Genomic DNA, 5780 nt, shown 5'->3' with positions numbered 1-5780 from the left:
GGGTGTATTCCAAAACGATTCGCCGGCGTGCGTTGGATCTGTGCTTCCAGCGAATCATAGCTGAACAGCGATCGACTCAATATCAGGCTCTCTCACCTGTCAATGGGTTGCTGAACTGTCTTGCGATCTGGTCGCGCGATGCAAAGCACCCCGACTTTGTTCCCAGCCTCGAGGGTGTGAGTAAGTGGAAATGGGAAGATGCAACCGAAGGAATTCGTTATGTGGGCGCGAGGTCGACCGCCTGGGATACAGCGTTTTCGATCCTGGCTCTCACCGAGTCGCCGGCCGTTGCGGCGGGATCAGGCGAAACGTTGCGGCGGGGTTATGCATTTCTCCGTGATACGCAGATCACCAGCGAGATTACAGATTATCGCGAGCAGGGACGCGATCCGGCAGCCGGTGGCTGGTGCTTCTCCGACGGAGCGCATCGCTGGCCCGTCAGCGATTGCACGGCTGAAGCGCTCTGCGCCGTCCTCGCACTGCACCACCTTGAGGACGAGGTGGTTGCGGAACAGGAACGCATCCCTGATGATCGTCTCGCCCAGGCCGCGGAATTCATTCTATATCGGCAGAATGCCGACGGCGGCTTCGGGACATACGAGCGCCGTCGCGCTTCGTCCTGGCTGGAGCGTGTGAATCCATCGGAGATGTATGGCCAGTGTATGACCGAAAGGTCGTATATCGAATGTACGGCCTCGTCGATCAGCGCTCTGTCGGACTTTCGGCAGTCCTATCCCGGAGTGCTGCAACCTCGTATCGATAACGCGATCCAGCGTGGCGTCGCGTTTCTGCGGCGTTCCCAGCGGCCGGATGGGTCTTATGCGGGTTTCTGGGGAGTCCATTTCACCTACGCGATTTTTCATGTGACGAAAGCACTCCGCGCGTCCGGCGTCTCTGCCGATGATGCAACGCTTGTGCGGGCGGCGGAATGGCTGGTGTCGAAACAAAAGCCGGACGGCGGATGGGGCGAGCACTACTCCGGCTGCCTGAGCGATCGTTACGTCGAGCATCCCGTGAGCCAGGTCGTCATGACAAGCTGGTCGCTGCTTGCCTTGATGCAGGTTATGCCGCGGGACTCCGAACCTGTCCGGCGCGGCATCGCATGGCTTGCCGCGCGGCAGGAGGATGATGGTTCCTGGCCGAGCCAGGCTGTGAATGGTGTGTTTTTCGGGTCGGCGATGCTCGATTACCGTCTATACAAAAGCTATTTCCCGGTTTGGGCGCTTGCCCGCTACGCGGCGTCATCCGCGGCTACGAGACCCGTTTCAAAACTTTGAATATCGCTCCGGGCAATCCCAGCATGGCGCTGCTGCTTTTCGGGACGCGGCCGACCTCGGGCAGGGCATAGCGGCAGACCTGCATGTATTCCCGAACAACGGCGAACGGCCGCTCGTCATGGGTGGAAAGAAGGGCCATCGTCGCCGCGCGGCCGCGCAGGCTCTGCTTCCAGTAGCGCAGCAAGCCGCGGCGCAGCAGAAACATTTCCGGTGTGCCGCCTTTCAAGACCTCGTAAAGAACCTGGGCACCGGCCATTCTTGCGCGCTGTGGTCCTTCGCGAAGCGCGGTGTAACGGCGCAATGCTCTGGGAATATCGCCGCCGGTCTCCTGGATGGACTGCTTGAGGCGGACGGCATCCCGCGCGCAGGCGCTCAATCCCGTTGCTGTAACCGGATGACAGCAGCCGCCGGCGTCTCCGACACAGACGAGGGGGCCTTTCACGACTGCGGCCGGCGCAATCCAGTAATTTGCGGCCACCAGAGGGGCCTGAGTTTCCATGGCGGATCCGACGGAGCTCCGCAGCGGTTCCGGAAGAGCCTTTAGGCACGCGGTCGTGCCGTCTGGCGTCGCGGGCCCGTCAAACATGATCCTGGTTTGATCAAGTGAAATGGCATAGGCGAGCGCGGGTGTCGGGCCATTGGCAAAAACATGCCCGAATCCCGGATGGGGCAGGCAGGCCTTTTCGATGAGGAAACCGGTCATGTTGGAAATGTGAATCTGTTTGCAGGGAATGCCGGCGAACTGGCGCACATGTGAATTCCGTCCGTCTGCGGCAACGACCAGGGGAGTGCGGAGCTGACAGTCGCGCCCGTCGCGATTGACAGTGACATTCGCAGAGTCAGGACCGGCCAGGTCCAGACCGGTGATGCGTGCGCCCCTCCACACGGTTACGGTGGGCAGTTTTTCGACGGCAGCCAGCAGGGCGCGGGCCATCGTGCCGTGTTCGATCGCTAGCCCCGATTCTCCCAGTCCCGCGACTTCATCGTAGCGGAGAATATCCGCGTCGCCGACAAAGACGGCAAAGCCCGATACCGGAATCGCGCCGGCTTCCTGCAAGGGCGTGAGCAAGCCGAGCTCGCGCAGAGCGGCAACTCCGGGCGGATGGATCAGTTCGCCCGCAAGGCGGCGGGCATGATCGAGGCCGGGCTCGACCACCAGGACACGGTAATTGAGCTGCGCCAGCGCCGCCGCGGCTGTTGTGCCTGCGATACCTCCACCGGAAATGACGATGTCGTGAGCCACGTGCATTTCACCAACGAATCATGATGTTCACGGTTTGACGGCAACTTTGAGCTGGCCGTTCCGGTTTTTCATGTGGTGGAACAGGTCCGGCAGCTCGTTCAGTGTAACTTCACCTGTAACGAAATCGGACGCGGCGACTTCGCCTCGCGCAACGGTATCCAGAGCTTCCCGGATAAACCTCGGCGTGTGATGGAAGCTCGATTTTATCGTGATTTCGGAATAGTGCAGGACGGATGACTCAAATTCCACGCGTGTTTCATGCGGACAACCTCCGAACAGGTTCACAGCCCCGCCGCATCGCGCCATCTGCACGGCCCATTGCCAGGTCGCCTGCGAACCCACGGCTTCGATGACGGCATCTGCTCCGAGTTGCCGGTATGTCAGCTGACGCACAGCGCCGACGGGATCGCCCGTCTGCGACACATCGATCGTAGCGGCAGCTCCCAGCCGCTCGGCCACTTTAATCTGGCTGCTGCGTTTTCCGATGGCGATCACCCTCACGCCGCGCCGGGACAGTATCCTGACGAATTTCAATCCGATCGGGCCACAGCCGATGACCGCGACCGTATCGCCCGGCTGGATTCCGGTCTCATGGATTCCTCGCAGCACGCAGGCCAGCGGTTCGACCAGCGCCGCATCGACGAACGAGAGATGCGGGGGGATCTCGATCAGGTTCTCGCGCAGGATTCGCGACGGGATCAGGGCATATTCGGCATATGCGCCGTTGATGAAAACCAGGTCCTCGCACAGATTCGGACTGCCTTTGCGGCAGAAGAAGCATTCATTGCAGGGAGCGGAATTTGCGGCCACGACTCGCATTCCGACAGGGAAGCGGTCCCTTACCGCTTCACCCGACTCGGCAACGATCCCAGCGAGTTCGTGACCGAATATCGCCGGAGGCACGATCATCCGTGCGTGATAGCCCTGACGCCATACCTTCAGATCCGTGCCGCAAGTGAGGGCTGCCTGGACGCGTACCAGTACATCACTTTCGCCGGGGACGGGAATGGCGACCTGCTCGACCTTTAACAATTCGCGGCCATAAAGCACAGCGGCCAGCATGTGACCGTTATTTTCCGTCATAAGCTGCGAAAGTTGAGCGGCAGAAGCAATTTATCGGACACTGCTGGCAATTGCATCGGTTTCAGATTGGGCGGTTGCGATAAGTCAGCATCCTAGCACGGCGGCGGAGATAGATTAGCCACAAAAGGCACAAAAGGAAACAAACTGGGACTGTCCCCAGTTTGTTTCCTTTTGTGCCTTTTGTGGCTAATCTCTTTGTTGAACAGCGAGATTAGGAGTGGGATTCGACCTGCAGATCGTTTTCGAGCTTCATCACGCCGAAGACTGCGTTCGCGGCGGCGCCGGCAAGCTGTTTGTCCATCGCACTCGAGACGAAGCCTTTCAGCGTGACGGCGCCGTTATCCACGATGATGTGGATCGACGGATTCGCGCCGAGCGCGTAGCCGGATAATGTTGAGTTCCGGTTGAACAGCGACCGGTAGACGCCGGCACGGATCTGATCGTCAAGCCTCGACAGCGGCAGAATCTCGATCTGGTTTTTCAGGTTCGTCACGCCTTCCAGATGACGCACGCGATATTCTGCATCCTGTTTGATCGAGGGTCTTGTAACGGCTCCCAGAAGCACCACCGTTCCGTTGGCCTGAAGATCCGCCTCGACCCAGTCAAAGATGCTGCTATAGGGCAGCATCGCGATTTCGTGATGGATCCGCTGACCGAGATCTATGTTGGCCCGTACCGTACCTGCCGCCAGAACGACCGCTAACGCCACCAGAATGATATTGAACTTCCGAATCATGCTGCACCTCCTTCTAAAATCCCGAACTCTTCTGTTAGACCGGAGGGAAGCGCATTCGCGGTGGCCGGGCCGCGGTTTTACGTTATTTAACGTTGCATTGACAGCGCTGCCAATCGACCCGCACAATGACTGAATTGCGGCGGGATCATAGCTCAGTTGGAAGAGCGCTTGCTTCACACGCAAGAGGTCACAGGTTCGAGCCCTGTTGGTCCCACTCTTTCCACCCGCTCACTCGAATATCCGATATGTTTCCTCGACGTTCTGAACGCCGTATCGTGTGGCTGCTCGCATTGAGCACAGGATGCGTGGTCGCCAACATCTATTATGTGCAGCCGCTTCTGGCCGACATCGCGCGCGATTTCGGGTTGTCGATGGGGAAGATCGGAATTGTTGCCATGCTTGCGCAGATCGGCACAGGCCTCGGGATGCTGTTTTTCGTGCCTCTGGGCGACAGGTATGAACGGCGTTCGTTGATTTCAACGCTGCTGATCGCCGAATCGATCGCGCTCGCTTTCGTGGCATCGGCTGGCAATGTCGTTTCATTGAGTCTGGCGTGTTTCTGCGTCGGAGCCGGGGCGGCCACGGTTCATGTCATCGTGCCGCTCGCGGCGCATCTGGCGCCGCCGAAGGAGCGTGGCCGGGTGGTCGGAACGGTGCTCAGCGGTCTGCTGGTCGGAGTCCTGCTGGCGCGCACATTCAGCGGCGTCATCGGCGCGCAATTTGGCTGGCGGGCGGTCTACTGGTTCGCATCGGCGTTGACGCTTGGGCTGGCCGCGACCATTCGCCTATCGCTGGAGAAGAGCGAGCCTGAAGTCTCGCTGAAGTGGACCGAATTGATGCGATCGGTCTGGAGCCTGGCGCGGGAGCACGCCATGTTGCGAGAGGCGGCTGTGCTCGCGTGTCTTCTTTTCCTGACCTTCAGCGCTCTATGGACCACGCTGGTATTTTTGTTGAGGACGCCGCCTTATCACTATGGAACAACGGCCGCCGGTTTGTTCGGGCTGCTCGGCGCCGCGAGCGCGGCGGCTGCGCCGATCGTCGGACGCGTTTCGGACCGCAGCGGTCCCGAGCGGTCGATCCTTATCGGGATCGTGGCGACGCTTGCCGGCTATACCGTTCTGTTGCTGTTCGGCCGCATGCTGCCGGGCCTGATTGCCGGTATCGCTCTGATCGATGTCGGCGTGCAATCCGGCCACGTCGCGAACCAGTCGCGCATCTACAGCCTTGATCCGGCTGCCCGCAGCCGTATCAACACCTTCTATATGGTGGCGTTCTTTACCGGCGGCGCGCTGGGCTCGTACCTCGGTCCTGTTGCATTCAACGCGGGCGGCTGGACCGGCTTCTGCGTGATCCCGCTCGCCGTTTCAGTCTTCGCGCTCGGCTACTTCGTCCGGGCCGGCAAGCGCAGAGTTCGATTCGACCGGCTGGAAGACGTCAGGGC

At 60.2% G+C, this 5780-nt stretch carries 5 protein-coding genes and 1 tRNA gene; 3 read left to right on the top strand and 3 right to left on the bottom strand.

The features are described 5' to 3' along the window. Positions 1-1277, top strand: a 1277-nt coding sequence (locus VGK48_06980) for a prenyltransferase/squalene oxidase repeat-containing protein (GenBank protein ID HEY2380913.1), incomplete at its 5' end; no start/stop codon positions are given. Here VGK48_06980 and VGK48_06975 read toward each other — a convergent pair. The 3 genes from VGK48_06975 to VGK48_06965 all read right to left on the bottom strand — a co-directional run bounded on the left by VGK48_06975 (position 1252) and on the right by VGK48_06965 (position 4339). Then, positions 1252-2526 (bottom strand): NAD(P)/FAD-dependent oxidoreductase, encoded by a 1275-nt coding sequence (locus tag VGK48_06975; protein ID HEY2380912.1) that lies wholly within the window; start codon positions 2524-2526, stop codon positions 1252-1254. The genes VGK48_06980 and VGK48_06975 overlap by 26 nt on opposite strands. 21 nt (positions 2527-2547) lie before the next feature. Beyond that, positions 2548-3603, bottom strand: a complete 1056-nt coding sequence (locus VGK48_06970; GenBank protein HEY2380911.1) for an alcohol dehydrogenase catalytic domain-containing protein — start codon at positions 3601-3603, stop codon at positions 2548-2550. Positions 3604-3814: 211 nt separating this feature from the next. After that, positions 3815-4339, bottom strand: a complete 525-nt coding sequence (locus VGK48_06965; protein HEY2380910.1) for a BON domain-containing protein — start codon at positions 4337-4339, stop codon at positions 3815-3817. A 141-nt stretch (positions 4340-4480) separates the two neighbouring features. On the opposite strand from VGK48_06965, the gene VGK48_06960 reads away from it, so the two are divergent. Beyond that, positions 4481-4553 (top strand) — tRNA-Val (locus tag VGK48_06960). 31 nt (positions 4554-4584) lie between these two features. Beyond that, positions 4585-5780, top strand: a 1196-nt coding sequence (locus VGK48_06955) for an MFS transporter (protein ID HEY2380909.1), incomplete at its 3' end; no start/stop codon positions are given.

This window comes from Terriglobia bacterium, from assembly GCA_036496425.1.
In the GTDB taxonomy this organism is placed as follows: domain Bacteria; phylum Acidobacteriota; class Terriglobia; order 20CM-2-55-15; family 20CM-2-55-15; genus 20CM-2-55-15.
Note: the sequence above shows the minus strand (reverse complement) of the source record. Positions and strands in the feature narration are given on the sequence as shown.

Excerpts from the sequence above, each read along its gene's own strand:
- VGK48_06970 (HEY2380911.1), bottom strand. The coding sequence starts at position 3,603 with ATGACGGAAAATAACGGTCACATGCTGGCCGCTGTGCTTTATGGCCGC.
- VGK48_06965 (HEY2380910.1), bottom strand. The coding sequence starts at position 4,339 with ATGATTCGGAAGTTCAATATCATTCTGGTGGCGTTAGCGGTCGTTCTG.
- VGK48_06975 (HEY2380912.1), bottom strand. The coding sequence starts at position 2,526 with ATGCACGTGGCTCACGACATCGTCATTTCCGGTGGAGGTATCGCAGGC.